Origin of the sequence: Roseomonas populi, from assembly GCF_024594815.1 — a bacterium.
Classification (GTDB): Bacteria; Pseudomonadota; Alphaproteobacteria; order Acetobacterales; family Acetobacteraceae; genus Roseomonas; species Roseomonas populi.
In genome coordinates this window covers 1-24,794 of the sequence record NZ_JANJOU010000026.1, presented here as the reverse complement: position 1 = coordinate 24,794, position 24,794 = coordinate 1, and the positions used below count along the sequence as shown (strand labels likewise).

Annotated in this window: 26 protein-coding genes and 1 pseudogene; 7 read left to right on the top strand and 20 right to left on the bottom strand. The window is 67.7% G+C overall.

The window, feature by feature from the left end:
* Positions 1-55: 55 nt before the first annotated feature.
* From NRP21_RS22700 to NRP21_RS22685, 4 genes are read right to left on the bottom strand one after another with little or no spacing between them, the layout of a single operon-like run.
* Positions 56-904, bottom strand: a complete 849-nt coding sequence (locus NRP21_RS22700; protein WP_257718523.1) for an alpha/beta fold hydrolase — start codon at positions 902-904, stop codon at positions 56-58.
* A 51-nt stretch (positions 905-955) separates the two neighbouring features.
* Entirely contained in the window at positions 956-1,780 is an 825-nt protein-coding gene (locus NRP21_RS22695) for an oxidoreductase (RefSeq protein ID WP_257718522.1), read from the bottom strand.
* Positions 1,777-2,676 carry an NAD(P)-dependent oxidoreductase gene (locus NRP21_RS22690; protein ID WP_257718521.1) on the bottom strand — a complete coding sequence of 300 codons (900 nt, stop codon included), beginning with the start codon at positions 2,674-2,676 and terminating at the stop codon, positions 1,777-1,779. The genes NRP21_RS22695 and NRP21_RS22690 overlap by 4 nt, the downstream gene beginning before the upstream one ends.
* A gap of 3 nt (positions 2,677-2,679) precedes the next feature.
* Positions 2,680-2,850 (bottom strand): hypothetical protein, encoded by a 171-nt coding sequence (locus NRP21_RS22685; protein ID WP_257718520.1) that lies wholly within the window; start codon positions 2,848-2,850, stop codon positions 2,680-2,682.
* A gap of 122 nt (positions 2,851-2,972) precedes the next feature.
* Here NRP21_RS22685 and NRP21_RS22680 point away from each other — a divergent pair, with 122 nt between their 5' ends.
* Positions 2,973-3,929 (top strand): LysR family transcriptional regulator, encoded by a 957-nt coding sequence (locus tag NRP21_RS22680; protein ID WP_456300246.1) that lies wholly within the window; start codon positions 2,973-2,975, stop codon positions 3,927-3,929.
* A 173-nt stretch (positions 3,930-4,102) separates the two neighbouring features.
* Here NRP21_RS22680 and bdcA read toward each other — a convergent pair whose 3' ends face one another.
* The 12 genes and pseudogenes from bdcA to NRP21_RS22615 all read right to left on the bottom strand — a co-directional run bounded on the left by bdcA (position 4,103) and on the right by NRP21_RS22615 (position 15,444).
* Positions 4,103-4,813, bottom strand: a complete 711-nt coding sequence (gene bdcA, locus NRP21_RS22675; RefSeq protein ID WP_257718518.1) for an SDR family oxidoreductase — start codon at positions 4,811-4,813, stop codon at positions 4,103-4,105.
* A gap of 85 nt (positions 4,814-4,898) precedes the next feature.
* On the bottom strand, positions 4,899-5,117 hold the full coding sequence (locus NRP21_RS22670) for an EthD family reductase (protein ID WP_257718517.1): 219 nt from the start codon (positions 5,115-5,117) through the stop codon (positions 4,899-4,901).
* Between the two features lie 229 nt (positions 5,118-5,346).
* Positions 5,347-6,030, bottom strand: a pseudogene (locus NRP21_RS28075) (transposase).
* 168 nt (positions 6,031-6,198) lie between these two features.
* The gene (locus NRP21_RS22655) at positions 6,199-6,693 is read right to left on the bottom strand and encodes a (2Fe-2S)-binding protein (RefSeq protein WP_257718516.1); all 495 of its coding nucleotides are present in this window, start codon (positions 6,691-6,693) and stop codon (positions 6,199-6,201) included.
* Positions 6,690-7,523 (bottom strand): FAD binding domain-containing protein, encoded by an 834-nt coding sequence (locus NRP21_RS22650; RefSeq protein WP_257718515.1) that lies wholly within the window; start codon positions 7,521-7,523, stop codon positions 6,690-6,692. Before NRP21_RS22650 ends, NRP21_RS22655 begins: the two co-directional genes overlap by 4 nt.
* Complete coding sequence (locus NRP21_RS22645) at positions 7,520-9,901, bottom strand: xanthine dehydrogenase family protein molybdopterin-binding subunit (RefSeq protein ID WP_257718514.1); 2,382 nt, start codon at positions 9,899-9,901, stop codon at positions 7,520-7,522. Before NRP21_RS22645 ends, NRP21_RS22650 begins: the two co-directional genes overlap by 4 nt.
* Before the next feature lie 5 nt (positions 9,902-9,906).
* A complete protein-coding gene (locus NRP21_RS22640; protein ID WP_257718513.1) occupies positions 9,907-10,896 on the bottom strand; it encodes a tripartite tricarboxylate transporter substrate binding protein in 990 nt (329 codons plus the stop codon).
* Between the two features lie 44 nt (positions 10,897-10,940).
* On the bottom strand, positions 10,941-11,906 hold the full coding sequence (locus NRP21_RS22635; RefSeq protein WP_257718512.1) for a Bug family tripartite tricarboxylate transporter substrate binding protein: 966 nt from the start codon (positions 11,904-11,906) through the stop codon (positions 10,941-10,943).
* Positions 11,907-12,026: 120 nt separating this feature from the next.
* Positions 12,027-13,016, bottom strand: coding sequence for a Bug family tripartite tricarboxylate transporter substrate binding protein (locus tag NRP21_RS22630; RefSeq protein ID WP_257718511.1), 990 nt, complete (start codon positions 13,014-13,016; stop codon positions 12,027-12,029).
* Between the two features lie 10 nt (positions 13,017-13,026).
* On the bottom strand, positions 13,027-13,809 hold the full coding sequence (locus NRP21_RS22625) for an enoyl-CoA hydratase/isomerase family protein (RefSeq protein ID WP_209375849.1): 783 nt from the start codon (positions 13,807-13,809) through the stop codon (positions 13,027-13,029).
* 11 nt (positions 13,810-13,820) lie between these two features.
* Positions 13,821-14,603 carry a cyclase family protein gene (locus NRP21_RS22620; protein WP_257718510.1) on the bottom strand — a complete coding sequence of 261 codons (783 nt, stop codon included), beginning with the start codon at positions 14,601-14,603 and terminating at the stop codon, positions 13,821-13,823.
* Positions 14,604-14,778: 175 nt separating this feature from the next.
* Complete coding sequence (locus NRP21_RS22615; protein WP_257718509.1) at positions 14,779-15,444, bottom strand: TetR/AcrR family transcriptional regulator; 666 nt, start codon at positions 15,442-15,444, stop codon at positions 14,779-14,781.
* A 1,082-nt stretch (positions 15,445-16,526) separates the two neighbouring features.
* Between NRP21_RS22615 and NRP21_RS22610 the strand changes: the two genes are divergently transcribed.
* Both NRP21_RS22610 and NRP21_RS22605 read left to right on the top strand, forming a co-directional pair.
* Positions 16,527-17,270, top strand: a complete 744-nt coding sequence (locus tag NRP21_RS22610; protein ID WP_257718508.1) for a glutathione S-transferase — start codon at positions 16,527-16,529, stop codon at positions 17,268-17,270.
* Positions 17,271-17,394: 124 nt separating this feature from the next.
* The gene (locus NRP21_RS22605) at positions 17,395-17,769 is read left to right on the top strand and encodes a VOC family protein (RefSeq protein ID WP_257718507.1); all 375 of its coding nucleotides are present in this window, start codon (positions 17,395-17,397) and stop codon (positions 17,767-17,769) included.
* A gap of 93 nt (positions 17,770-17,862) precedes the next feature.
* Here NRP21_RS22605 and NRP21_RS22600 read toward each other — a convergent pair whose 3' ends face one another.
* Entirely contained in the window at positions 17,863-18,765 is a 903-nt protein-coding gene (locus NRP21_RS22600; protein WP_257718506.1) for a LysR family transcriptional regulator, read from the bottom strand.
* A gap of 101 nt (positions 18,766-18,866) precedes the next feature.
* On the opposite strand from NRP21_RS22600, the gene NRP21_RS22595 reads away from it, so the two are divergent.
* From NRP21_RS22595 to NRP21_RS22580, 4 genes are all read left to right on the top strand, one after another.
* Positions 18,867-19,283, top strand: coding sequence for an NAD(P)-binding domain-containing protein (locus tag NRP21_RS22595; protein ID WP_257718505.1), 417 nt, complete (start codon positions 18,867-18,869; stop codon positions 19,281-19,283).
* 161 nt (positions 19,284-19,444) lie between these two features.
* Entirely contained in the window at positions 19,445-20,179 is a 735-nt protein-coding gene (locus NRP21_RS22590; RefSeq protein WP_257718504.1) for a dienelactone hydrolase family protein, read from the top strand.
* Positions 20,180-20,402: 223 nt separating this feature from the next.
* Positions 20,403-20,813: an alpha/beta fold hydrolase gene (locus NRP21_RS22585; RefSeq protein ID WP_257718599.1), complete on the top strand. Its 411-nt coding sequence runs from the start codon at positions 20,403-20,405 to the stop codon at positions 20,811-20,813.
* Positions 20,814-20,834: 21 nt separating this feature from the next.
* Positions 20,835-21,329, top strand: coding sequence for an alpha/beta fold hydrolase (locus NRP21_RS22580; protein WP_257718503.1), 495 nt, complete (start codon positions 20,835-20,837; stop codon positions 21,327-21,329).
* Positions 21,330-21,528: 199 nt separating this feature from the next.
* Here NRP21_RS22580 and NRP21_RS22575 read toward each other — a convergent pair whose 3' ends face one another.
* The 3 genes from NRP21_RS22575 to NRP21_RS22565 all read right to left on the bottom strand — a co-directional run.
* Positions 21,529-23,010, bottom strand: coding sequence for a DUF6880 family protein (locus NRP21_RS22575; protein WP_257718502.1), 1,482 nt, complete (start codon positions 23,008-23,010; stop codon positions 21,529-21,531).
* Between the two features lie 155 nt (positions 23,011-23,165).
* The gene (locus tag NRP21_RS22570; protein ID WP_257718501.1) at positions 23,166-24,308 is read right to left on the bottom strand and encodes an FAD-binding domain-containing protein; all 1,143 of its coding nucleotides are present in this window, start codon (positions 24,306-24,308) and stop codon (positions 23,166-23,168) included.
* Between the two features lie 66 nt (positions 24,309-24,374).
* Positions 24,375-24,794, bottom strand: a 420-nt coding sequence (locus tag NRP21_RS22565) for a transposase (protein WP_257718500.1), incomplete at its 5' end; no start/stop codon positions are given.

Below are 24,794 nucleotides of genomic sequence, written 5' to 3'. Positions count from 1 at the left end.
TCTCCATTCTGAAGTTGTTGATCCGCCCGGCCCAAGACGGCGCAGGCGCAGGATTTCAATTGACCTTGAGGAATGTGATCAGAGCGGCCGCGACTTCATCCGGCCGCTCGTCCGCGACATAGTGACTGCACCGCGCTATCGGGCCACCTGTCACATTAGCGGCGAACTCCCTGAGCATCGGCACCATCTGCGCGCCGAAGCGCTGGTCCCCACCCAGGCCAAGGACGGGTATACCGAGCGGCTGCTTCTTGTACTCGAGCGCAGCCGCGTGATCGGCCGAGAGGGTGCGATACCATTCCATGCCGCCCCGCGTGCGGCCCGGAAGAGCCATTGCCTTGGCGTAGATCTCGATGTCCGCCGGATCGAAGGTGCTGTGATCGTAGAACCGTTCTGCCATGAAGGTCGAAACGTAGTCGTATTCACGACCATGGATCAGGCGCTCGGGCAGATCCCGGTTCATATGGAAGCTGAAGTGCCAGAGCCTTGCGGTCGTCGCCTCCCATCCGGTCCAACCGGGAAGCGGAACGTCGAGGACGGCCAGGTGGGTAACAGCCTCGCGATAGATGGCGGCCTGCGGCAAGGCGACCATTCCACCGATATCATGCCCACACACGGCGTAGCGTTCATGCCCAAGGGCGACCATAACCTCGTGCGCGTCACGCGCCATCGTCGCCTTGTCATAGCCGTCCAGTGGGCAGTCGGAAAATCCCGCACCGCGCATGTCGATCGCCACCACGCTGAAATGCTCGGCCAGCAGCGGCATCACATGGTGCCATTCCCACCAAGTTTCCGGCCAGCCGTGAAGCAGAAGGATCGGCGGGCCTGAGCCTCCCGTGGCAGCGTTAATCTTGATGCCATTCACCGGCACCAGCTGCTGGGAGAACCCCTTCAAAGTTGCGGTCATGGTCGCCTTCCAGTCGATTGTTGACGTTGAGACAGAGCTTGCGGCCAGCGCTCAGGGCTGATCGAAATCGGTGGCGGTCGAGACGCTACGCCAGGCGTCGATATCGCTGCGGAAGGCAGCCAGCTTCCGCTCGGCGATCGCGTGAGCTACCGGGCCAAGCGGCAGATGAAGCGGGGCATCATCGGCGTCGACTGCTCGCAGGATGACCGCGACCGCCTTCTCAGGATCGCCCGCCTGGTTGCCGTTGTTGGTTTCGCGATAGCGCTTCCGCGAACTCGCGGCATACTCCGGCATTTCATTGGCCGCCAACGTCATCGAACGGCCAAGGAAATCGGTGCGGAACGGCCCAGGCTCGACGATCAGCACGCGAATGCCGAACGGCTCCAGTTCACCGGAGAGGGCCTCGGAAATCCCTTCCACGGCAAACTTGGCGGCGTTGTAATATCCTCCTCCGCCGCCGCCCGCGATGCCGGCGCCGGAAGACATGTTAACGATCGTTCCGCCCGAACGTCGCAGGACGGGCAGGGCGGCTCTGGTAGTTTCGATCAGACCGAAGACGTTTACCTCAAACATCGGCCGATATTCCTCGGGCGTGCCTTCCTCAATCGCGCCGTACAGTCCGTAGCCCGCATTGTTCACGAGCACGTCAAACCCGCCGAATGCCTCGACGGCCCTCGCCACCGCAGCCTTGGCTGTTGCGGCGTCGGTCACATCGAGTGGCAGGGTAATCATCCGCCCGACGAAAGGCTCAGCCATTGCCTCGATCGCCTTGACGTTGCGGGCTGTCGCGATGACCTGATTGCCCCGCCGTACTGCAGCGAGCGCGAGTCGCTGGCCGAATCCGCTTGAGGAGCCTGTGATGAGCCAGGTCTTCATGCCTTCTTCTCCGAAACGCTTCTGGGCGACGCCACGCGGTCGCCGCCGCGGACCGTCATATCGGCCATGATCGACCAGTCCTTCTCCCCTAAGCCTGCCGAGACAGCTTTGCTGAGGCCCTCGCGAACAGACTCAAGCATCGGTAGCCTGCGTCCAATCTCCTCGCCGGCCTGGGTCGCCAGAAGCATGTCCTTGAGCGCAAGCCTGGCTTTGAAGCCGGGCTCGAATGATTGCTCCGTGATTTGCGCGCTGTAGCTCTCATAAACGCGGCCAGAGAATAGGGTGCCCAGGATAAGATCAAAGAAGTCCGCACGGTCGAGGCCGACGCTCTCGGTCAGCACCACACCCTCGGCCATTGCCTCGATGGCCATGGCGGTCATCATGTTGCAGGCGAGCTTTGCCGCGTTGGCCCGAGCGGGGTTGTCCCCCAACTTCCAGACCTCCTTGCTGAGGGGGGCGAGCAGCGGCTCGATCGCGGCAACTGCGTCGGCCTTCCCGGCCGCCAACATGTTGAGCTGGCCAAGCGCCGCTACGTTGGGTCTGCCGAGAACCGGTGCGGACACATAGCCAAGGCCAGCCTCTTCGTGCAGCAGATCCAGTTCGCGCCCGAAGGCCACCGAGATCGTGGATGTGACAACGTGGATCAGCCCTCGTCGCGCGCTTGCGAGTAAGCCGGCATCGAGGATCACTTCGCGAATGGCAGGGTCGTCGGACAGCATCGTGAAGACGGCATCACCCTCGAATGCATCCGCCGCGTGTTTGACCAGCGTCACTCCGGGAACGCTTTTGTGGGCGACCTTGCTCCGGTTCCAGGCTCGGACGTCATGGCCAGCCTTCACCAAGTTCACGGCCATCGCTGAGCCCATGCTGCCGAGGCCGATAAATCCGATCTGCATGTTCTATTTCCTGCTGCTCGGATGAGAGCTGTGCGCGGGATCGGACGCGGGCTGCCGGGAGATCGCCAGGCCGAGACCCGCCTCGTCGAATTGGCTGGTGGCGATGACGAGGAGGTCGCGGTCCAATAGCGCCTGCTCATCGCCCGCATAGGTCACCAGCATCGTGATCATCATCGAAGTTCTCATTTCGGAGTGAGGCGCAGGCCGCCGTGTTCTGCCCTGATCCGGAAGGTCACTCTGCTCAGTCCTGAGGAGCCGCCCTTGGGTTCAGTCACGGTCACTCGCGCTTCCTAACGATGTGCGGGAGAATAGGTGCTCAGATTTGTTCTCCAACAGACATAACTGTATCCTCACCGTTCAGATCTGTTTGGGTGGTCGCGATGGATTGGAGTGACGTCAGAATCTTTCTTGCTGTTGCGCGAAGCGGCACACTCGGCGGCGCCGCGCGCTCTCTTCAGACGAGTCATCCGACCGTTGGAAGGCGTCTCCGCGCACTTGAGCAGGCGATGGGTCACACGCTCTTCCAGCGCACAGCGGACGGTTTTGTCCTGACCGATGAGGGCCACGGGATCGTCGCGCTGGCCGAGCAAATGGAAGAAGGCGCGCTGGCCATGGAGCGCCGGCTTGCGGGACAGGAGCGGAATCTCGAAGGCAGTCTGCGCATTTCAACAACGGACTGGTTTGGGGCCTATGTCCTGCCTCCCATCCTGGCGGACTTCGCAAACGCGTACCCCAATGTCGACGTCGAAATCCTCACCGGCACGCGCCGGTTCAGCCTCGCCCAGCGGGAAGCCGATGTCGCATTTCGTACCGTTCCATTCGAGACTGCCGATGTCGTTCAGCGTCGGCTTTTCAGGCTCGAATACGGCGTCTACATCGCCGAGGAGGCGCCTGATCCCAAATATGGCGATGGAACTGGTTTCCGGCTGATCACCCCATCCAAGCGCCACTTCCCTGACATCGCGTGGCTCGTCGAGAGTTTCCCTAACGCAAAGCCGGTCCTGCAATCGAACAACCGCAACGTCCAGGGGCGCATGTGCAGGCAAGGCGTCGGTATTGCCGTCCTGCCCCGCGTCGTCGGCAATCAGATCTCGGGCATCCGCAGACTGGAACTGCCGACGCCGCCGCCAGCGCGAGACATCTGGATGGGATACCACCGGGATTTACGGGGTCTTCAACGTCTTCGTGCGTTTATCGCAACCTTATCGGACCACCTCGCGAATGAGGCCGCACGAGGTGCGGCTCAGAAATGAACAGTATTGGCCGAGAGAATCCAAGATCGCCCCACGCGTCTCGCCGGTCGCTCCTTTGGGATCCTGTGCCCTTGTCGACGCAGATGTCGGTCATGCCTGATGGGGGACACGGAAGCTGATGCCGTCATCCATGTCCACATTCTCTGCCTGACCGCCCGGGTGAATGCCGAAAGTCAAGCGGCGAAGCCGCCGTCGATCGTATGCATGGCGCCCGTGATGCCGCGTGCCTGCGCTCCGGCGAGGTAGAGCGCCAGGCCGGCGACCTCGTCGGCGGTGCCGTAGCGCTTGATAGCCATGGGCCCGAGCATGCCGGCTGCGCGCGGACCATCGGCCGGGTTCATGTCGGTATCGGTAGGGCCCGGCTGGATCACGTTGATCGTGATGTTTCGCGGCCCCAGGTCGCGTGCCAAGCCGCGGGCCATACCCTGCATCGCCGCTTTAGTCAGCACATATGCGGCGAGCCCGGGGAACGGCATGCTGTCGGCGGTGTCGGATCCAATGACGAGGATGCGCCCGCCTTCCGGCATGAGGCGTGACGCCTCCACGCTACCGAAATAGGCACCCCGCACATTGACGTCGATCATGCGGTCGACATCGTCGGCATTGAGCGTCAGCGGGTCGCCGAACACCAGCAGACCGGCGTTGTAGACAAAGATGTCGATCGGGCCGGCGTCACGGACTGCCGCGATTAGTTCGTCGCGCGCCCCTGCATCGACCTGGAGCGCCTGTGCACCGGTCTCGGCGACGAGATGGTCGGCCGCGCCGACCGAGGCGGCATAGGTGAATACCACCGTTGCGCCGGCAGCGGCGAAGCGCCGCACGATCGCTGCGCCGATGCCGCGGCTGCCGCCGACGACAAATACCTTGCGACCAGAGAATGTCATCGCGCTTGCCCTCAGATTGGGGAAGAAGAAGTTGGTCGGCGAGTGCCGTGCTCACTCGGCTCCGCCCAGGCAAAGCCCGGGGCGATCAGAGGGGAGTGCCCATGCTCCGGGACACGGTTGCATCCGTGAAGCGGGGAACGTCGGCCATCACGGTCTCCATCTCGGCCGATGCGAGCGCCGCGTGCAGCGCGTCCTCGTCGCGGAACCGGTAAATGCCCACGGAAACATCCGCCGCGTTGGCGTCACGCGGGAAGAAGGCGGAGGCGCTCTCCAGCCCGTGCCGCTGCCAGCAGGCAAGCACCAAGGGTAGGTGAACGTGGACGTAATGGTCGCGATCGAAGTGGGTGCCGCCACTGCATGTGACTATCAGTGTTGCATGTGCCATCGGCTAGCATCTGGACCGATCGACATCGATCGTGAACTCACAGGACTGAATTTTCTCCGTTCAAAATCGTAAGTGATTCACCGGCCGTTTGCGGGAACTCTGTTGTGGAAATCGGCTTGAGGGCGCGGCTAGGTCTTCGATGTCCTGATTAGACGCGGGTGACGGTGTCGGGCATACTAAGGGCGTTGAAGGTGTTGAGCATAGCGCAGCGAATCTGAACTTCGGCGACCTGACGAGCGGGATCACGTGCCGAGAGACGCTCGCCCAGGTGTTTTGGACGTGACATGGCCGTCTCAGCCAGGCTGCGCCGGTGATATCCGCTCCACCTCTTCCAGAGCTGTCAGCCGAGGCGCTTGATGGCACGGAGGTTCTCGTTGCGCTCGGCCCGCCGGTCGTGCCTACCTTTCAGGGCTCGCCCTCGCCGAGCACCACCAACCCAGTGCTGTCGATCACGAGGTGCAGCGGCCTGCCCTGCGGGATGGTAGGGAGGGGTGACGGTGCGGTCCTTCTCTCGCCGGGAGAGGGTGCTGTAGTGAGATGTGCGCCAATCCAGCCCAGCCAGTCGGATCAGGTTCCCCGTCATGCCCTGGGCCGCCCGCAACGGGGGCGGCTCACAACACCTTCAGCGTCAGCACCGCCTGGATCGCCGCATCCGTGAAAAGACCTCCGGCCGACCGCGCTCTCCCGACCCCTCGGCGCCGTGCCAGGCTAGGTCCGGCGAGATCCACACCGTCAGATTCCCGCGGGAGATCAGCCCCCGACCGTACTCCCGCCAGCTCCGCGTCTGGTAGCCTGCCTTCGGGCGTCCGCCTTGTGCCAGTGCCTTGCTCATGCAGGCCTACCTGCAAGGTTCATGCAACAAGGCCCAAGAAACGTGGGCACGTTGCCCTCATGATCCACCACACGCCTACTAATGTGCTGCTTCCCGCGAATGCGATGAGCATCGCATCCATGTGGCACTTGTCGCCAGGCACTAGTCTGCGTCCTGGCGATACATGGCTTACTGCCGGCTACCGACGGCGTACCCCACTGATCCCCGACGCTCTGCCGCGCGGTGAATGGCTGCGATGATGGCGTCGTAACCCGTGCAGCGGCAGAGATTCCCTACAAGCGCGTGCCGGATTTCCATGTCGCTCGGATGCGGGCTCTTGTTGAGGAGTTCAGCGGCCGTGAGAATCATACCCGTGGTGCAGTAGCCGCACTGGAAGCCGTTCTCGGCCACAAACGCGGCTTGGATCTCGGCCAAGTTGTTTGAGCCCTCGATGGTAACCACCGCTCGCTCCTCAGCCGAGAGGGCAAGGACCAAGCACGACTTTACCACGGCGCCGTCCAGGAGAAGCGTGCACGCGCCGCAGTCACCGGTATGGCAGCCCACGCGTGTAGCCTTCAGCCCGAGCACATCGCGAACGAACTCCACCAGAAGCAGGCGCGCGTCCACCTCGCGATCCACGTCGCTGCCGTTCACGTTGCAGCGGAGGGTCACCGCCTCGCTCATGATGTCCTCTCTTCCAGTACGGCGCGGATTGCGCGCGCGGCGACGACCGGGACGACGGCCCGACGATAGCCTGGGCCGGCCAGTTCATCGGTCCATTCCGTGGCAATGGCGGCCTGTGCCTGCTCGGCCATGGCCGCGACGGCCTCGGTGGTGGACGGCGTGGGCCAGTCCAAGAGCAGAGGCACCGGAGCGGCTCCACCAAGGCAGAGGCGTATTCCCCCATTTATGGAAAGGCAGGAGGCCGTGACAATGGGCCAGGAGCTCCCAGCATGCTTCAGCTTGTAATAGGCGTGCCGCCCTGGCTCCGGCGCCGGCAGTACGAGGGCGGTGAGCATCTCGTCAGGCAACCGCTCTGTCTCGAAGGCGCCACGGAAGAAGTTCTCGGCCGCGACCAACCGCTCCCCTCGTCTTGAGGCCAAGCGGAAGGCCGCGCCGAGGGCGACAAGACAGCCGGGCACGTCGGAGGCAGGGTTGGCGTAGCAGGCGGCACCGCCTGGCGTGGCGAGGTTCCACAGCCCGGGGCCGCCGGTCACCTCGCGCAGCATGGCCGCCAGCAACGGCAACCGCCGGCGCACCACCTCGCTCGCGAGCAGTGTCGCATACGTTGCAGCGGCTCCGATAACCACGTCGCTGCCCTCCTCGCGCACGCTCCCTAGTCCGAGCCGCCCGATATCCACCACGAGGGCCGGCGCGTCCTGCCCCGCCACCAGGGCGGGCACGAGCACGGAGCCGCCGCCGATCACCCGGCCCAGCCCACCGGCACCGGCGAGGAGATCCAGCGCCTCCTCCAGCGTCTCGGGGCGCTTGAAGCGGAAGCGGGCGCCGATCACCGCGCAGCTCCCCTGGCAAGGAGCGCCATCAACCGGGGCGGCGTCGCCGGCACGGTGGTCAGGCCCGGTGACAGGGCGCCGAGCGCATCGGCGACCGCGTTGGTCGCGGCCGCCAGCGCGCCGCCCAGGCCGGACTCCCCCGCGCCTTTCATCCCAAGCGGGTGGAACGGGCTCGGTGTCGCCATGTGGTCGACGCGGATGGTCGGCAGGTCCGTCGCGCGCGGCAGGAGGTAGGTCTTGAACCGGTCGCTCACCAGCCGGCCCTCCCCGTCCTGCGTCAGCTCCTCCCAGAGCGCGGCGCCCAGGCCCATGACGATCGCGCCCTTGAGCTGCCCCGTAACGAGGGCCGGGTTGATCATCACGCCGCAGTCGTGCACCGCCGCGACGTCCAGCACCGTCACCCGCCCCGTGCCGCGGTCCAGCTCGACCGCCACGGCATGCATGGAATAGGGAAAGGAGGAGTAGGTCGCGATGCGCCCGTTCGCGTCGGGCGTCACGCGGATGTTCCGCGCGCGGTAGGACCGGGTGGCCTCCAGCGGCAGTTCCACGCCATCGGCCACGGTGAAGGGATGGGTGTGTGCCCCGAGCGCCAGCGCCGCAAGGGTGACGCTGGCACCGCCCGGCGCGCATGCCCTCCCCTCCGCGAAGGTGATCTCACCGGCCGGCGTCTGCAGCAGGTTCGCCGCACAGGCCGCGAGCTTGGCGCGGAGATCCACTGCCGCGAGATGTGCCGCGGCGCCACCGTAGAGGATGGCGCGGCTGCTGGCATTGCCGGTGCCGACCGGCACGGCGTCGGTGTCGCCCTGCACCACCCGGATTGCCGCAGGCGTCAGGCCCAGCACCTCGCCGACGAGCTGCGCGATCCCGGTCTCGTTACCGCTGCCCGGGGATGTGACGCCCACCGCGACCTGCACGTCGCCGGTGGGCGACATGCGGATGCTCGCCGTCTCGAACCCGCTCGGGAAAGCCCCTGGGCGTGCGCCGCCCTCCGGCGTCAGCTCGCAGCCGATGCCGATGCCGATGCGCCGGCCATCGGCCGCCGCCGCCTGGCGCGCACGCCAGGCATCGTAGCCGAACAGCGTCTTCAGCCTCGTCAGCGCCTCCGGATAATCGCCGCTGTCGAGGTTGAGGCCGGAGGGCAGGCGGCGTGGCAGGTCCGCGCGGCGCAGAAGGTTGCGCGCTCGCAGCTCGGCGGGATCAAGGTGAAGCTGGGCTGCCAGCATGTCCACCGCGCGCTCCATGACAAGGTTGGCGACCTCCTTGCCGTAGCCGCGCACCGGCTGCCATGGCGCCTTGTTCGTGGCAACGAGGGTGCAGGAGACCTCGACATTCGGGACGTCGTAGAGAGTGGGGAAAACCGTCGCGGCGACGAGCGGCATGGTCCAGCCGTTCCCGGGCCCTATCGTGCCGACATCGGCGACAAAGGTGTCGCGGAATGCGAGAATCCGGCCCTCCTCGTCGGCCCCGATCTCGAAGCGGTGGTGCTGCTCGCGGCAATGGCCGAGGAAGCAGTCGCGCCGGCTCTCGACATAGGCAACGGGACGGCCGAGCAGGCGCGAGAGAAGGCCCACCAGCGCCTCCTCCGTGTGCCCGGACATCTTGTAACCGAAGGTGCCGCCCATGGCCGGCGCGACCACGCGCAGATCGGATTCCCGGAGCCCGAGGGCCGTCGCAACCAGCCAGCGGCTCGCATGCGGGTTCTGGAAGGTGCCGGTCAGCGTCAGGCGCCCGGTGCGGGATTCCCAGTCGCCGATATAGCAGAGGGGCTCCATGGGCGCCGCGGTGGAGGGACGGAGGTGCAGCTCCCCGCGCACGACATGTGGCGCCCCGCGCAGCACCGCCGCGGTCTCGCCCGCCCGCACATGGTCCGTGGCGACCAGGTTCGACGTCCAGCCCTCGTGCACGACCGGCGCCCCCTCGGCGAGGGCGGCCTCGGTGTCCTGCACGGTCTCCAGCGCTTCGTAGCGCACGATGACGCGCCGGGCCGCCGCATCGGCCGCATGCGGGCTCTCGGCCACTACGGCAGCCACAGGCTGGCCGGCGAAGCTGACGAGGCCGGCAGCGAGCGCCCGCCCGAGGATCGGGCGCCCCGCCCCCGGGCCGGGGAAGGGAAGGACCATCGGCATCGGCGCAGCGAGCGACTCCGCCTGGACGCCGTCCACCACCGCCACCACGCCCTCCATGCCGCGCGCCTCCTTCGCTTCCACCGCGAGGATGCGCGCGCGGGCATGGGGCGAGCGGACGAGCGCGACATGGAGCGCATCAGGAGGAATGAGATCGGCGGCGTAGCGCACCTCCCCCGCGACGAAGCGCCCGCCATCGAGCCGGGGGACGGAGCGTCCGACCCAGCCCCCCGCCGCCTCCCTGTCGGTGTCCATCCGCGCTAGCCCGCGATGGAGATGTGCGCGGCGCGGACGGCGCTGCCCCAGCGCCCGGACTCCTCCGCCAGGAAGGCAGCGAAACGGTCCGGCCCGAGCGACATGACGCTGAAGCCCGTGGCCTGGAGCGAGGCCCGCATCTCGGGCGTGCCCAGCACCTCGGAAACGGCGGCGTTGATGGTTTCGGCGATCTCCCGCGGGGTGCCCGGGGCAGCCAGCAGGCCGATCCAGGCATCCGCCACGAGCCGCACGCCCTGCTCGGCCAGCGTCGGCAGATCCGGCACCATGGCGAAGCGCTCCCCGGTCGCGACGCCGAGCAGCCGCAACCGGTCGCGCTGCGGGTGGGCGATGGCGATCGGAACCAGGCCGACATCCACCTCACCGGCGGCGACGGCCATCGTGGCGGGACCCGAGCCCTGGTAGGGGACATGCGTCATGTCCACCCCGGCCAGCATCTTGAACATCTCTCCCGCCACGTGGGAGGTGGAAGCTATTCCGTAGGAGGCGTAGGTAAGCGGCGGCGAGGCCCGCTTTGCCAGCGCGACCACCTCGCCGACATCGGCCGCCGGCAGGCCCGACCGCGCGACGAGGCCGAACACGGTATAGGCGGCGCCGTTCACCGGGACGAAGGTCGACACGTCATAGGGCACGCGCGGGTTGGCGAACGGCAGCACGGTGTGCGTATCGGCGGAGGCCATGATGAGGTTGTGGCCGTCGGGCGGCGAGGTCAGTAGCACCTGCGTGCCCACCACGCCGTTGCCGCCGGGCCGGTTCTCGACGATGAACGGCTGGCCGAGCCCGTTCCCCACCTTCTGGGCGATCTGCCGCGCCAGGATGTCGGTGGCGCCACCGGGCGAGAACGGCACGATGATCCGAACCGGCCGTCGGGGTCGCCAGGATCCCTGCGCCAGGGCGGGGGCCGCAAGGGCGAGCGCGGCGGCGCCGAGGAGGGCGCGGCGCACCGGGCCGCGGCTGGCGTATGGCATTCCGGTCATGACGTTCCTCGATGTCCTTGTTGTTGGTGTCGTTCCGAAAAGGGTCAGCCGTCGGCCGTGATGCCGGCGGCCCGCACGGCCGGTGTCAGGCGCTCCGTCTCCGCGCGCAGGAACCCGGCAAACCGGTCGGGGCCGTAGTCCATGGGACTGAAGCCGGAGGTGCTGAGCCTATGCCCCACGTCCTCCGCACTCAGGGCCTCGTGCATCGCCGCGTGCAGGCTGTCGGCCACCTCGCGCGGCGTGCGCGGCGCGGCAAGGAGGCCGATCCAGCCCACCGCCACCACGGGCACCCCGGACTCCGTCAGGGTCGGCAGCCCGGGCGTCATGCCGAAGCGCTCCGCCGAGGCGACGGCGAGGACCCGCAGCCGCTCGCGCTGCGGATGCACCGCCGCCATCGGCAGCAGCGCCAGGTCCACCTGATCCGCCGTCAGCGCGATCACCGCGGGACCCGAGCCCTGATAGGGGACATGGGTCATCTCCGCCCCGATCGCCGCCCCGAACATCTCGCCCGCAACATGGGAGACGCTGCCGATGCCGTAGGAGGCGTAGGTGAGCGTTGGGGATGCCCGGCGGGCCAGTGCGGCCAGCCTGGCGACATCCGTCGCGCCGAGCCCCATCCGGGTCACCAGCGCGGCGACCGTGCCGGCAACAGCGGTAACCGGGACGAAGGCGGCGAGGTCATAGGGCAGGCGCGGGTTGGCGATGGCCGGGATGGTGTGGGTATCGGCTGTGCCCATGATGAGGGCATGGCCGTCCGGGGGGGCTGCTAGCAGCGCCTGGGTGCCGATGATGCCGTTGCCGCCCGGCCTGTTCTCCACGACGAGGGGCTGGCCGAGTGCATTGCCCACGCGCCCTGCGAGCTGCCGCGCCACGATGTCCGTCGAGCCGCCCGGCGCGAAGGGGACGATGATCCGGACCGGCCGGCGGGGTCGCCAGCCACCCTGCGCCATTGCAGGCGCCGCGAGAGCGTGGCTTGCGGCGCCCAGGAGCGCTCGGCGGGTCGGAGCCATTGGCGCGGACATCATCGCGGACATAATCCTGAATCCTCCCTGCATGGCCCCGGGCCGGTGCGTGCCGGCCATTCGCGGGTAGGTTGCTGCAGCGCCTGCCGACGAACGGCCGGCAGCGGTTCACTCGAGTTGGATCCGGCGCTCCCGGACAAGGCGCTGCCAGCGCGCGATATCGCCGTCCACGTGGCTGGCGAAGGCGTCCGGTTCCATTGGCTCGGGCTCCGCACCGAGTGCCGCCAGGCGCTCCCGGTTCTCCGGCCGCTCCAGCGCGCGGGCCGCGTCCCTGTGGATGCGGGAGGCGACGGCGCCAGGCATGCCGCGCGGGCCGAAAAGCCCGAACCATCCCACGGCGGCGTAGCCCGGCAGGCCGGACTCGGCCACCGTTGGCAGGTCCGGTGTCAGCGCGGAACGCCGCTCCGACGTGATGGCGATGTTGCGAAGCTGCCCTGCGGCCACCGGGCCCGCCACCGTCTGCGGCGGTGCGAACATCACCTGGATCCGCCCACCCTGCAGGTCCGCCACCGCCGGGCCGGTGCCGCGATAAGGCACGTGCAGCGTCTGGATGCCGGCCATGGCGGCGAAGAGCTCGCCCGCGAGATGGCTTACCGCCCCCGCGCCGGAACTGCCGAAAGCAAGGCCGCCGGGACGGCGCCGCCCTTCGGAGATCAGCTCCGCCACCGTGCGCACCCCGAGGGAAGGTGCGACCGTGACGACGTAGCCCGGCGCTGTGATGAGCGTGATCGGCGTGAGCTCGTCCCGGGACACGAAGGGACGGTCACCGCCAGGACCGGCCATGGCCAGCAGCGTCCCTGTCGTCCCAATGAGGAGGGTGTGACCATCCGCCGGCGCGCGCTGGACTGCCTGCGTGCCGATACGGCCGCCGGCGCCGCTACGGTTTTCCACCACCACGTTCTGCCGCCACGCCGCGCCGAAGTGCATGGCAAGGAGGCGTCCGAACACGTCGGTCCCGCCGCCGGGCGGAAAAGGTACGACGATGAAGGCGGTGCGGGAGGGGAACCCCGCCATCTCCTCCGCCGACCCGGCGCGGGGCGCAAGGCCACCTGCCAGGCCGGCGGCGCCCGCGAGGGCCATGCGGCGGGTGAGGATCACGGCACCGCCTCTACGACTTCATCCGCGCCATGCCCTCAAGGGCAAGGCCGTAGGCCAGAAGGCCGTGCATTCGGCCCTTCAGGTCCTCCGTCATCACTGTGCGGGTGTAGCGGCGGACGATCCGCGGCTGCTTGAGGAACTCGCGCGCCAGCTCGCGCGCGCGGTCCAGCAGCGCCGCGCGCGGCATCACCTCGTTAACGAGGCCGATGCGCTGGGCTTCCGGTGCGTCGATCTTCTGGCCGGTCAGGAGGAAGTAGCGGCCGCGGTTGGCGCCCATCAGCAGCGGCATGACGATGTGCATCCCGTCGCCGGGGACCATGCCGCCCGGGAAATGCGCCGTATCCTGGAAGTAGGTGTCGTCCGCGGCCAGCACCACGTCCGAGAGGAGCGGGATCTCGGCGTGGCGCACGGCCGGCCCGTTGATCGCCGCGATGACCGGCACCTCGATCGAGAGCAGGTGCGGCAGAAGCTGCTTGCTCTCCCAGAAGATCGGGTCGTAGGTCTCCGGCGTCATCGTGTTTCGGTTGGGATGGCTGCCCGGCTTGATGGCAGGGCCGCAGAACTCGTCGCCCGTGCCAGTCATGATGACCACCTCGTTGCCGCGGTCGCGTCCCACCTCCAGGAAGGCGCTTTCGAACTCATTATGCGCGAGGAGGCTCCATTGCAGGGGGCCGCCATCCGTGTGGAAGCGCATCTCCAGGATGCCGTCCTCGCGGGTCATCGCGATCGTGCGGAAGCGGTCGCGGTAGCTGTCGTAGGTAGTCGCCGCGCGCTCGATATGGGTCATGCTCATGGCTTGCGCCCTCAACCGTTGTCGTCATCGAGGATGGCCACGGCCCGGGTCCAGCCAGCCGAGGCAGCGTGGATCTTCACGGGGAAGCAGGCGATCTGGAACCCGTGGGGCGGAAGCTGGTCGAGGTGCCGCAACTTCTCGATCTGGCAGTACTCCGCCTCTCGCCCGGCCTTGTGGCCCTCCCAGATGATGGAGGCGTCGCGGTCCCGCGCGTACCGCTCGGCCACGTAGCGGAAGGGCGCATCCCAGCTCCAGGCATCGGTGCCAACGACACGCACCCCTTTTTCGGTAAGGTGAAGCGTCGCTTCACGACCGATGCCGCAGCCGCTCTGCGGGTATGCAGGCGTGCCGAAGCGCGCCCCTGCTGAGGTGTTCACGACGACGATGTCGTAGGGGCGCAACGTATAGCCGATCCGGTCCAGCTCGCGGTCGATGTCGCTGGGAGTGACGATGTAGCCGTCCTCGAACCCGCGGAAATCCAGCCTGACGGCCGGGCGCATGAACCAGTCCAGCGGCATCTCGTCGATGGTCCGGCTAGGCCTGCCGTCGGACATGGTGGAGGCGTAGTGCCAGGGCGCGTCCACATGGGTGCCGTTATGGGTCGAAAGGTGCACGCTCTCCAGCGCGAAAGCCTCGCCGCCGATCAGCTCCTCCGCCTGTAGGCCTGGGTAGCGGCCCTGCAGCATCGGAACCGTGTCGGCGTGGCTGACATAGTCGACCTTGAACTCGTAGCCCGGCGGATCGGACGGAACCCCGTTCTCGATCGACATGGAGATATCGATGTAGCGCCGCATGTTCCCTCCCGCCGTGTCTTTGCCAACACCTATCTGCTGACTGACTGATCAGTCAACTCGAAAATCGTGAGAGGGTTAGGCCCGGGAGCTGGACTATTTCATTTCCGGCGCGGCCCGGCGGGCGATTGCCCGCATGGCCGCCAAGGACGATTTGTTAGGACCGAGGCGCCCGGAACTACCCGGGTGAGCGGACTTGGCGGCGGCCGGCGGGGCGGGGCGGGGCGGCCCTCGTCTGGCTATCAGGCAGGGCGGAAAGCGCGCAGGTGGTTCGGATCCCGGCTGCCACGAACGGCACTAGGAGGCGGTAAGCTGTCCCGGGATCGGAACCGGCGCCGAGGCGCCCCGCCCGGTCGCTCGGTGAGTGCGCCTGCATCCGTGCGCCGATCGCAAAGAGATAGGCCCAGACCGCGCCTTCCGTGGAAAGGTCCGGAAGCACTCGGCGGAAAGCAGCGATGAAATGCTCCGCGGACGGATCGTAGAACTGCTTCATAATTCTGCTTGAGCGCTCATCGGGCGAGACGGTCACCTCGGCCAGCATCTGCACGTAGTACCGCAGGTTGCCGCGCTGCTCGCCCAGGAGGTCCTCCAGCGACATGAAGAGGGTTTCGAGCACCTCCTCGATCGCGACGGCGCGACCGCTCGAGAAGAGCTCATCGAGGCGCTGTCGGCGCACGCCGCGGATGGTGGTCGCCCTGCGCTCGAAGACAGCCTCGTACAACGCCTCCTTGTTGCGGAAGTGGTAGTGCAGCAGCGCCTGGGCGACGCCGGCGCACTGGGCAATCTCGCGCATGCTGGCGCCGTCGAAGCCGTGCTCGCCGAAGATCTTCTCGGCTGCATTCAAAATTACGTCCTGTGTGCTGATCGCTGCCTCCTCATGACCCGGCAGCTCGGCCGGCCCAGGGACGGACCTGGCAGGAACGGCTAGGCTGCCGAGCGAAAAGCCTCGGCTCGTCATTGCTCCTTAGATTACATGGCGACTGATCGATCAATCAAGCCGTGGCATGTCCTCGGGTAAGTCTACGGTCGCGGCCACCCGCCTCGCAGCGGGGGAAAATGGGACGCCATGGGCGCCCGGACCGTGAAGCTCCGGTCCAGCCATGTCGTCCTGATCTCCCATCCTCGGGCGGTCGCCGGGCTCATCCAGGAAGCGGCCGGTCGCTGAGGGCACCTACCCGCCCCTAGGCATAAGCCAGTTCCGCCGAGGATGGCATCTGGCTCGACCTGCGCCGCAGGACAGCGACCGGCAAGCGCCTCCGGCACGGCCCAGTCCGTCGTCACGCGACGCACCTCCAGCAGCCCGGCCTGCTCTAGCAGGAATGGGGCGGTTCTTCGCAAGATTGGGGAGTCGGTAACGGTGTCGGGCGGTGCGCCTCCAGCGCCGGAGCGAATGGCGGGCGTCATCGACGGGGCACGGCGATACCGGTTCCGGCTCGGTTCGGAGAAGGACAACGAGACCGTAGCTCTGGCCTGAGCCCAACGGTGCCTGCAGGCCCTACTCGGACTGCCGGATCTGGAATCGGCGGATGTCCTCGGCCGTAGCCGTACCGGGCGAGCATTCCAGGAAGGCGGCAAATCTCTAGACGGTGCGGTGATAGTTCCTGCGGGTCTTCTCAGTGAGTCCGCGCACGGTCATGTCGGCGACGAAGCGCTCGCGCAGCCTACCGGAGGCTGCAGGATGGAGATGGGTCATCGGGAGCCCCTCGGGATCGGGGGAACTCCCAGCGTCGGCTCGGACCTGGACGGACGGGCGCGCTTAAGGGCGCGCTTCCTGATCACAGGCCGGGGCCTGGTGGCTGCGCCGGGGAAAAGAGGGTTCAACTAAGCGGACTGCCGCGTTGCGTCCAATCCAGCCGTTCGCTTCACAAGGCGGCCTTGCAGGAAGCGGAAGTTGCTGCTCAATTGATATATAGCCGCTTGGAGTGGATGGAAGCTCTTGCGCTTCCCACCTGCCCGGCCGTTCATAACGCCTCGATACCGGCAGCTGATCCCTGCGATCAGGCCGAGAAGCAGGCAAGTGAGGCCATGACGCTCAGAATTTACGACTGGCACAATGGTCCTTACCCGGCGCGCGTCCGCATCGCCCTGGCCGAGAAGAACCTGCAATCCCAGGCCCAGTTCGTGTCCGTGAATCTGAGGAAGGGGGAGCACAAGACGGCGGAGTTTCGCGCCAAGAACTACTCAGGCACGTTACCCGTTCTTGAACTCGACGACGGGACGTTGATCGCAGAGTGCACGGCCATCACCGAGTACCTCGACACTCTCAACGGCCCGCCGACGCTGACGGGCAGGAGACCCCGTGAGAAGGGCGTGATTCACATGATGAGCCGGCGCGCCGAGTTGGAGGTGCTTGATGCAATCAGCATCTACTTTCACCATGCGACGCCCGGTCTCGGCCCCCATGTCGAAGTCTACCAGAACCCGGAATGGGGTCTCTACCAGCGCGACAAGGCCGTGAGAGGAATGCGCTACTTCGATGGCGTCCTGCGGGGGCAGTCTTTCGTCGCTGGCGAGTATTTCTCGATGGCCGACATCACGCTCATCGGCGGCATGATCTTCGCAGCCATGCTGAAGGTGCAGGTGCCCGTCGACTGCGATGCGCTCGTGTCGTGGTACGCGAGGATGTGGGAGCGTCCGACTGTTCAGAACTGGCAGGCGATGTCCGCCTGAATCTCCGCTCAGGGTCGACCGCGGCGGTAGCTCTTCGGCCAAGCCGGAAACGAGTTGTGCAAACCGGTCCAATGCCCGCGAGCGGACATCTGCTATCCCTTACCGCCACTCTTGGACAACAAGCATGTTCACCCACGTCATGATCGGCAGCAACGACCTCGAGCGGTCCAGGGACTTCTACGACGCCACCTTCGCCGCGCTGGGAGGCGGGCCCGGCGAGATGGATGCCAGGGGCAGGCTGATCTACGCGCACGAGGGAGGGCTTCTGATGATCACGACGCCGATCAACGGCCAGCCGGCGACCGCGGCCAATGGCAGGACGATCGGCATTGCCGCCGCGAGCCGGGACCACGTTCTCGCCTGGCATGAGGCCGGCACCACGCACGGCGGCACCGCCATCGAGAGCCCGCCCACGGAGCGCCCGAACGGGGCCTTCGTCGCCTACCTTCGCGACCCGGATGGAAACAAGCTCACCGCACGAACCCGGGCGGCGACGTAGTTGCCCCAGCCGGCGCGCGAGCGCTGTGTGGGGTGCGACCGGACACCGGCGCCTCCCGGGACCTCATGGGTTGTGCAGGACCCGCCGGGATGATCACCGGACATCGGCGGCGCTCGGCCGGAATGCCGTCACGAAGGCCTCCATGACCGCGGACAGGGCCGGTCCGGCGGGCCCCGGTGCGCGCAGCATCCACACGGCCCAGGGTGGGGGCGCATGGGAGCCAAGCACGGCAACGAGACTGCCGGATGCGAGGAGCGCCGCCGTCCCCTCCGCGCCGGCCTGCGTAATCCCGGCTCCGAGCACCGCCGCGGCGCGCAGCGCGTCCGAACTGTCCACAACGAGCGCGACCTCGGGCTGGAGGCGCCGCGTGCCGCCGGGCCCGCGGAACAGCCAGGGCATCATCCGCCCCGTCGCCGGGAGCCGCAGGCCGATCAGCCGGTGCTGCGCGAGCTCGTCCGGCGTCCCGGGCACGCCGTGCCGGGCGAGGTAGGCGGGGGCGGCGAGGGTGACGAGCGGTAGGGGTGCGAGGCGCCGGGCGAGAAGGCCGGCATCGGCGATCCGGGGCGCGATCCGCACCGCGAGATCCCACCGGCCGCCGCCGAGGTCGGCGAAGTGGTCGTCCAGAGCGAGCTCCACGCGGAGCGCCGGGTGACGCTCCAGGAGAGGGGTCAGGGCTTGCAGCAGGGGAGGGGCGAGGGAGGCGGCGGCGGTGACGCGCATGGTGCCTGCCACCCCGAGCGGTGCGCCGAGGCGGCCAGCCGCCGCGGCGAGGGCGAGGGCCGACCCGCGGATCTCGGCGAGGAAGCGCTCGCCGTCCGGCGTGAGGGAGAGGGTCCGGGTGGTGCGCCGGAACAGCCGCGCGCCGTGCCCGACCTCGAAGCGGCCGACGAGGCGGGCGACGGCGGCCGGGGTGACGCCGAGGAGGCGGGCGGCCCCGGCGAAGGAGCCGGCCTCGGCGACCCGGAGGATGACGACGGCGGCGCGCAGGGTGTCCACGCGGCATTCGATACATCGGGTTGGAGGAGTCGCAACACAGTCTGTCCTGCCCCGCGGGGCTCGGCGTCGTAACCTTCCCCGACATCGAGAGAGGGAGAGCGATGATGCGCATCGGGATCGTGGGCACCGGGCCGGTCGGGCGGACGCTCGGGACCATCTGGGCGAGGGCGGGGCACGAGGTGGCCTTCGGGTCGCGCGACCCGGCCCGAGCGGCGGAGGCGGCGGCGCCGCGGGCGCGCGTGGTGAAGGGGTTCAACACCGTCGTGATGCGGCTGCTGCGGGAGGAGCCCGGGCGGGTCCGGGCATCGAGGGCGCAGGTGTTCCTCGCCGGCGACGATGCCGAGGCAAAGGCGGTGGTGGCCGCGCTGGCGGCGGAGATGGGGCTGGGCGCGGTGGATCTCGGAGGCCTGGAGGCGGCGTGGATGGCGGAGGCGCTGGCCGACACGTTCCGGCAGGGCATGGCGACGAGCCCCGCCGGGTGGCGCCAGGCGGTGGTGTTTGCTGACCTCAGAGATTAGCGCATGAGCGCCGCGCCGTTTGTGCGAGGGGGTGGGGAATGGCTGCAGGCCAGGCCACCGCCACCCGGCAAGAATTCACCTCACCTGCGGGGCATCTCCAGTAGATGCTCCGGGCCGGAACCCCAGGTTCCGGCCAATCTCCGCAGGCTGCAAGGATCTTCATGCCGCACGAGCAGATCACCATCGCCACCACCGACGGCGAATGCCCCGCGCACCTGTTCACGCCCGATGCCAGCCGCCACGCCCCGGCGATCATCTTCTACATGGATGCGGGCGGTATCCGGCCGGTCGAGCTCGCCATGGCCGAGCGGCTTTCGAAGGCCGGCTATGTCGTGCTGCTGCCCGACCTGTTCTATCGCTTCGGCGCCTATGGCCCGTTGGAACCCAAGGAGGTGCTGGCCGGCGACTTCCGCGCCGTTCTCGGCCCGCTGATGGCGACGACGAGCAACGCGAAGGCCGCTGAGGATACGCGGGCGTTCCTCGCCGATCTCGATACGCGTGGCGAAGTGCAGGGCCGCAAGTTCGGCGCGGTCGGCTTCTGCATGGGTGGTGGCATGGCGATCGCGGCGGCGGGCACCTGGTCGGACCGTTTCGCCGCGGTCGCCAGCTTCCACGGCGGCAACCTCGCGACCGATGCAAGCGATAGCCCGCATCGCTACGCGCCCCAGTTGGAGGCCGAGCTGTACGTCGCCGCTGCTGAGAACGACGGCAGCTATCCGCCCGCGATGGCCGAACGGTTCGAGCGCGCGCTGGACGCGGCGCAGGTGCGCTATCGCGCCGAGACCTACCCCGCAGCACATGGCTGGATGAAGCCTGACTTCCCCGTCTACGACGAGGCGGCTGCCGAACGTGGCTGGAAGGAAATGCTTGGCTTCTTCAAGAGAACACTCGGATAGCGGCCAAGATGGTAAGTTCTGCACCTCGGCCCTCGCCGTGGACGGCGCGAGCGAATAGTGCGCGAGCGGCTGGAGACAATACTTGCGGTCGCGGTCGTCCTGGATTCAATCGGAGCATCTGAGCATGGCAGACCCACTTCAACCCGCGCTCGTTTCACGCTGCCTCAGTACGGCTCGTCACACAACGCATTACATCGAATGTGGGCCGGCAGACGGGCCGTTGATGATCTTTGTCCACGGCTGGCCAAGTATCGGCCTGATGTGGCGTGCCCAGATGGTCGCGTTCGCCGCCGAGGGCTGGCGCTGCGTCGCCCCTGATCTGCGGGGCTTCGGCGGCTCCGCCGCGCCTGGTGCCGACGCAGCCTACACCATCGAGGCGTCCGTCGCGGACATGGTGGAGCTCCACGACCACCTCGGCGGCAGACCTGCGATCTGGGTCGGCCACGACTGGGGCTGTGTCGTGGTCGGTGGGTTGGTCGCGCATGAGCCCGGGCGCAGCCGCGGCGTCGTGCTGACCTCGCTGGCGTACCAGCCCGACGGGCACGCCCTGCGCACGCTCGTCCCGCTGGTGGACCGGGCGATCTATCCGGCTGACCAGTACCCGGACGGCCAGTGGGACTACTACCGGTACTAAACGTCCTATTTCGAAACGGCGGTGGCCGACCTCGACGCGGACAAGGCGGCATCGCTGGCGTCGATCTTCCGGTCAGGCGACCCAGCTGCCCTGGGCAAGGTTGCGCCGTTCGCGGTGGTCACGCGCAAGGGCGGGCGCTTCGGCGCCGCGCACCGCGCCCCGCCGACCCGACCCGACCCGGCCCTCTGGCCGCCGGCGGATTTCGATGTGCTGGTGCAGTCGTTCGAGGCCCACGGCTTCCGTCCCTCCTGCGCGTGGTACCTCAACGACGACGCGGGCATCGCCTATGCCCGCACGTCACCCAATGGCGGCCGCCTGTCGCCGCCGGTGTTGTTCGTCAACGGCGACTTCGACCAGGTCTGCACCATCCTCGGCAACCGCCAGGGCGATCCGATGCGCGCAGCCTGCTCGGACCTTACCGTGACGGGCCTGCCCGCCGGGCACTGGCTGCCGCTGGAGCGCAAGGCAGAACTTACCCAGGTCATCCGCACCTGGCTCCGGACCAGGAAGCTCTAGTGGCGGCAGCGGGATGTGACGTCTCACAGGAGAGCAGCTGCTTCATGCTGGCTCAGCCGCACCGCCATGTGTTGATCGCGGCGCCATTCGCGATCGATAGGGTGGCCTTCTTGCTGATGGCTCATATCCAGCACAGTCGGAGGCTTCGTTGTTGGAGTGACGAGAGTCCACATAGGACCGCCCCAGCCCGTCCGCGAGATTAGGCCAGCTTGTCGACCTCTTGCCAGAACCCGAACTTGCGGCCGTGGGTGGTCCGGAGCGCCCGCTCGTAAGCCGAATGATCGGGTACGGATCCAAAGTTCTCCACATACACCGCTGTGTCCCGGCAACTGCGGAAGTGCCGCGCCGCGTGCTTGTAGCGGGACGAGCGTGACGCACTGAGCGTGAAGCCGATGATGGCCCGACGCAGCAGTGTCGCGGCGAGCGGGTATCTCCCTTCAAGCGCGTCGGCAGCCGGTGACAGCAGTTCGTAGAGGTCGCCGTCCAAGGCCGGCGCCCGGCCGAGGACCAATTCGCTGGCCCGCCGCAGGTCGGGCCAGGATACGAGGAACTCCAGCGAACGGTGGACATCCTTGAAGGTCAGCGCATGATCCAGCGCCCTCTCCTCCGCCTCGACATCCTCGAAGCCCGGCAGCTTGCGAAGGTAGGCGCGAAGATGGGTGGCGTTGAGTGTCGCGGCGAAGCACGCCCACCGGAAGGTCTGCGCCTCGTCAGATCGCCCGAGCGCCTCGAGCACGTCGACGCGCGCCTCCTCCCATTCGACGGGCGCGTGCTTGCGATTCCGGGCGTCGACACCTTCCAGTGCCGCCCATGCCTCGGGCAAGCGTCCGGCACCGAGTAGCCGCCGCGCAATGGCGGCCGCGATGGCCGGTATCGTGCGCGAAGGGGCATCGAACTGCTGGATGAAGCCGTCCACATCGCCGAGCGCGTCCGCGATCCTCTGCAGCATGAGGCTGGCCGTCCGCTTCCGGAGACGGGACTGAGCCTCACCAGCGTGGATCGGGCCGGAACCTGACCAGGCAACCACTTGCGGCTTGCTGGCTGGCGATGGCGTTGCCGGCTCCGCCCGCCACGCCTGCACGGCGTCCCTGACGAGCTGCAGCCCAGTCGTGCCCAGTTGAGAGGCCAGAGTGGGGATGAGCTCGTCCCATACACCGTGTTCGTCACCGGCCAGAGCCTGGAAGGTACGGTTGGCGAGTGCCTCGGGCGGTAGGCCGGCCCGTTGCGCGAGGGGGCCGAGGTCCCGGGCCGCGGTTCGAAAGGCATCGATCAGGCGGCCGCTGCCGTCGTCGGAGCGCGCGAGTACGCCTTCACCGCATCCGACCAAGCGCCAGAGGAGCTCGAAGGCCTCGGCAGGATTTACGGGGGCGACCACGTCGAGGATGGCGCGGCGCTGGACTTCCAACTCGGCCAGGAGCGGCTTGATCTTCTGCCAGTCCAGCCACGTTTTTGCTCGCCCGATGCGGACGAGCTGCTTGGTAACGGCGCGAGCCGTTTCCTCGGTGCCGCTGCTACCCGCCAAGGCCAGGCGGAGCTGCCGCTGCGCGGCGGCATTGCCCTTGCTGATCGCCATGAGTAGTTCCGCAAGCCGGGCGGTGCCGAGTGCCTCGAGGTTCGCAGCATTGAGCGTCCTGCCCGTGGCCGTGCCGCGCTTCCCGCGCGGGCGGGGATCGTCATCCATGGCCGTCGCGCTCGTGGAACCAACACCGATGCTCCTCGCGCGTCCTCCCCGTGTCCCCATGCTTGCTCTCCCTCAACAGGCCAGGTGCCCGCCCATCAATGATCTCGCTCATTACGTCAGACCGGGCCACTAGCCTTCCGCGATCCCGGTGCCGTTCAGGCCGTGGCTCGCCGCTCGAGGATGGCTGGGATGGCCTTCCGAACCTGGAAGTAGCCGCGTGTGGCGTGTGGCCAGACGAGGTCGTCCCATTGCCGACGCACGCGCGCGCAGTTTCGCGGAAGCGATCCTGCTGAAGGACCTACGGGCGCCCAGGCGGTGATCACTGGCAGGCCGTCGTTCCAGCCCTCCGTCGCTTTCCCGACCGGGCATCCGAAATGCGCGGCAGCCCGGGCCAGGGCGTCGGCCATCGCCGCTTCGTCGGCGCGGCGCACGGCCCCGACGACACCGGGTGCATGCACCAGCAGCCCGCCCACCTTCGTGACCCGCGCGTCGCCCAGCGGCAGAGTTTCAGGCTGGAGGTCGTCGAGGTGTAGCAGCAGGGCCACCTCGCCACTCGGCAGCGGGTCGGGAGCCGGCAGCGGCACGGTCCGGTGCAGCACCTCCTCCTCTATGGGCACCGGGTTCTCGTCCAGGGCTTCCGGCGAGAAGCGCCCCTCGGTGTAGCGCCGGATGTTCTCGGCCCGCGCCACGTAGTTCTTGCCGCGGGTTTGCAGCCCGGCCACCCAGCGCCAGGACAGGGTGTTGCTGGCCGGGTCGCCGTCGAGCAGATGGCGCATGAAGAACTCGGCCCCCAACGCCCAGGGAAGGCGCAGCGTGAAGATCCAGATCGAGGCGAACCACATCCGGGCGTGGTTGTGCAGCCAGCCGTTCTCGACGAGCTCACGCCCCCAGTGGTCGAACCCGTCTATGCCGGTGCGCCCGGCCACCGCGTCCTCGTAGACCCGTCGCATGCCAGATTGGGTGGCCAGCCGGATCCGGCTTTCCTCGACCAGTCGGAGGTAGTCCGTCCAGACCGAGGAATGCGTCTCCAGGTGCCCCTTGAAGTAGGAGCGCCAGAAGACCTCCTCGACAAACTTGCCCGCCCCTTGCACCCCGTGAACGGTCAGGGCGGCATCGATCACCTCCTCCTCCAATAGGAGGCGACGGCGCAGATAGGGGGAGAGGACCGTGGTGCTGGGCTCAGCTCCCGACCCCCGATCAGTGTTCCGCCCTTCGGCGTAGGCGCGGCCTGTGCCCTGGACAGCCTGGGCGAGGTGCTTGATCGCCGCGGCGCGGGTGAGATGGAGATGATCCGGCATGGCGCTTATCTGGCGTTGGCAGGCGCTACGACGAGAGCGATCGAAATGGGCTAGAGCGTTTTCCCATCAGTCTGGGTCATACCCGGCTGCGGCGAAGTAGTTGGTGCACTCGGCTGGGGTGAAGCTTGGGATGAGCCGACCGATGGTGTTCCAGACGCCATCGACGGTGCGCTCGGCGGCTTTGCGGAGCAGCGCCTTGAGCTTTGAGAAGGCGTTCTCGATGGGGTTGAAGTCGGGACTGTAGGGCGGGAGGTAGAGCAGGCTCGCGCCTGCAGCCTCGATGGAGGCCCTGACGCCCGCGCCCTTGTGGCTGCCAAGGTTGTCCATGACGACGAGGTCCCCAGGTCGCAGCTCCGGCACGAGGACCTGGTCGACATAGGCCTGGAAGGCGCAGCCATTGATCGGGCTGTCGAGCACCATGGGGGCGAGCATGCCGGTGTTGCGCAAGCCGGCAACGAAGGTGGTGGTCTTCCAGTGTCCGTGCGG

Excerpts from the sequence above, each read along its gene's own strand:
- NRP21_RS22700 (WP_257718523.1), bottom strand. The coding sequence starts at position 904 with ATGACCGCAACTTTGAAGGGGTTCTCCCAGCAGCTGGTGCCGGTGAAT.
- NRP21_RS22695 (WP_257718522.1), bottom strand. The coding sequence starts at position 1,780 with ATGAAGACCTGGCTCATCACAGGCTCCTCAAGCGGATTCGGCCAGCGA.
- NRP21_RS22690 (WP_257718521.1), bottom strand. The coding sequence starts at position 2,676 with ATGCAGATCGGATTTATCGGCCTCGGCAGCATGGGCTCAGCGATGGCC.
- NRP21_RS22685 (WP_257718520.1), bottom strand. The coding sequence starts at position 2,850 with ATGATGATCACGATGCTGGTGACCTATGCGGGCGATGAGCAGGCGCTA.
- NRP21_RS22680 (WP_456300246.1), top strand. The coding sequence starts at position 2,973 with ATGTGCGGGAGAATAGGTGCTCAGATTTGTTCTCCAACAGACATAACT.
- bdcA (WP_257718518.1), bottom strand. The coding sequence starts at position 4,813 with ATGACATTCTCTGGTCGCAAGGTATTTGTCGTCGGCGGCAGCCGCGGC.
- NRP21_RS22655 (WP_257718516.1), bottom strand. The coding sequence starts at position 6,693 with ATGAGCGAGGCGGTGACCCTCCGCTGCAACGTGAACGGCAGCGACGTG.
- NRP21_RS22645 (WP_257718514.1), bottom strand. The coding sequence starts at position 9,901 with ATGGACACCGACAGGGAGGCGGCGGGGGGCTGGGTCGGACGCTCCGTC.
- NRP21_RS22640 (WP_257718513.1), bottom strand. The coding sequence starts at position 10,896 with ATGACCGGAATGCCATACGCCAGCCGCGGCCCGGTGCGCCGCGCCCTC.
- NRP21_RS22635 (WP_257718512.1), bottom strand. The coding sequence starts at position 11,906 with ATGGCTCCGACCCGCCGAGCGCTCCTGGGCGCCGCAAGCCACGCTCTC.
- NRP21_RS22625 (WP_209375849.1), bottom strand. The coding sequence starts at position 13,809 with ATGAGCATGACCCATATCGAGCGCGCGGCGACTACCTACGACAGCTAC.
- NRP21_RS22620 (WP_257718510.1), bottom strand. The coding sequence starts at position 14,603 with ATGCGGCGCTACATCGATATCTCCATGTCGATCGAGAACGGGGTTCCG.
- NRP21_RS22610 (WP_257718508.1), top strand. The coding sequence starts at position 16,527 with ATGGAAGCTCTTGCGCTTCCCACCTGCCCGGCCGTTCATAACGCCTCG.
- NRP21_RS22605 (WP_257718507.1), top strand. The coding sequence starts at position 17,395 with ATGTTCACCCACGTCATGATCGGCAGCAACGACCTCGAGCGGTCCAGG.
- NRP21_RS22595 (WP_257718505.1), top strand. The coding sequence starts at position 18,867 with ATGATGCGCATCGGGATCGTGGGCACCGGGCCGGTCGGGCGGACGCTC.
- NRP21_RS22590 (WP_257718504.1), top strand. The coding sequence starts at position 19,445 with ATGCCGCACGAGCAGATCACCATCGCCACCACCGACGGCGAATGCCCC.
- NRP21_RS22585 (WP_257718599.1), top strand. The coding sequence starts at position 20,403 with ATGATCTTTGTCCACGGCTGGCCAAGTATCGGCCTGATGTGGCGTGCC.
- NRP21_RS22575 (WP_257718502.1), bottom strand. The coding sequence starts at position 23,010 with ATGGATGACGATCCCCGCCCGCGCGGGAAGCGCGGCACGGCCACGGGC.
- NRP21_RS22570 (WP_257718501.1), bottom strand. The coding sequence starts at position 24,308 with ATGCCGGATCATCTCCATCTCACCCGCGCCGCGGCGATCAAGCACCTC.